We start from the raw sequence: 1,278 nt of genomic DNA, 5'->3' as shown, positions 1-1,278 counted from the left end.
CCCGAGCGCGGACGCCCGGCGCCCGCGCGCTCCGGCGCCGCGACGGGGACGTAGAGCGCCTCGAAGAACGACAGGTCGAGGATGCTGGCGCCGTCCGCGTCGGTGACCGCCATCACGGCGTTCAGCAGGCGCGGCTCGCCGCCGTGCTGGACGACGAGGCGGCGGATGATGGTGCGCGCCACCGCGCGCGCCTCCTCGGCGTCCTGGACGAGCTGCCCGGTGCGTTCCGGCAGGAAGGCGTCGTCGAGGCGGATGTTGAAGTATGCGTGGATCATGATCGAACGCCCCGTTCCTCAGGTTGCGTGGGCCGGCGGACCTCCGACGACGGTCGATGGCAAGTCTCATGGGTCGGGACCCATGAGGTCCGGCGGATTGCCGCCGCCCCGCAATCGCGGGGGCCAGCCCTCGATGAGGCGGGCTCATCGCGAGGGCTGGTGTCAGGCGGCCTGGGCGCCGGGGTCGGCGGCGTCTGCCGCCGGGATGAGCCGCGGATGGAAGGCGTCGGCCAAGCGTTCGAGGCGGTGGGCCATGTCCCGCACCTCGTTGAGGGCGATGGACTTCTGGCCTTCCTTCACGGCGCGCGTGATGTCGCTGATCTGCGTCGTCGCGATGCGCTTCAGCTCGGTCGCGAGCTGGTCCTTGGTCATCATCGGTCCGGGTTCCGGTGCTGGTCGGGGGACACCGTGGCGCGGCGTCCGTTACCAGTCGGTTTCCCATCCTCCGAGGTCGCCGGAAGAGCGGTGGACAAGTCAGTCAGGAACGAATCCGGCGGCCGGACGCGACGCGCCGCCGGCCCCTTCGGACCGGCGGCGGACGCGGCACCGGCCGGGCGCGCGGGATCAGACCAAATCCGGTCGATCCCTTCGGGATGGCGGATTCGGGCTTCGCTCAAGCGCCGCGCGGGCTTGCCTGACACGGCCTCCGCTTCGATCAAGCGAAAGGCCGTGTCAGGCCGTGGGGTGCTGCGTCGCGAGGCGCTCGGCGAGGCCGAAGCCGACCCGGACGAGGAGGGCCTCGAGGGTCGCCTTCATCTCCGGCGTGCCGGCTTCCTCGATCAGGCCGTGCGCCTCGATGCAGATCTCGGCGAGGCGCTCCATCGGGTTGTCGGGCTCGGTGGGGGCGGGAAGGGTCTGGCGGGTCATCGGTACGTTCGCGTGTTGGCGTCTGTCGGGGGTCCGGCGGCGGCGCCGCCCGCCCCCCCCCAGCTGTGTGTTATAAACAAAAACGCGCCCCCGCGACCCGGGCCGATAACGTATTGCCGGTTAGGGGTGGAAAAAA

The 1,278-nt window shown here is 71.0% G+C and carries 3 protein-coding genes; all 3 read right to left on the bottom strand.

Features of this window, described 5'->3' with window-relative positions:
• The coding region (locus FV222_RS26475) for a catalase (protein WP_147816090.1) at positions 1–275 on the bottom strand (275 nt) is incomplete at its 3' end.
• A 162-nt stretch (positions 276–437) separates the two neighbouring features.
• Entirely contained in the window at positions 438–650 is a 213-nt protein-coding gene (locus FV222_RS26470) for a hypothetical protein (RefSeq protein WP_147754784.1), read from the bottom strand.
• 297 nt (positions 651–947) lie between these two features.
• Positions 948–1,142 carry a hypothetical protein gene (locus FV222_RS26460; RefSeq protein WP_147816088.1) on the bottom strand — a complete coding sequence of 65 codons (195 nt, stop codon included), beginning with the start codon at positions 1,140–1,142 and terminating at the stop codon, positions 948–950.
• Positions 1,143–1,278 lie beyond the last annotated feature (136 nt).

Source organism: Methylobacterium sp. WL103, from assembly GCF_008039885.1.
Taxonomy (GTDB): domain Bacteria; phylum Pseudomonadota; class Alphaproteobacteria; order Rhizobiales; family Beijerinckiaceae; genus Methylobacterium; species Methylobacterium cerastii.
Note: the sequence above shows the minus strand (reverse complement) of the source record. Positions and strands in the feature narration are given on the sequence as shown.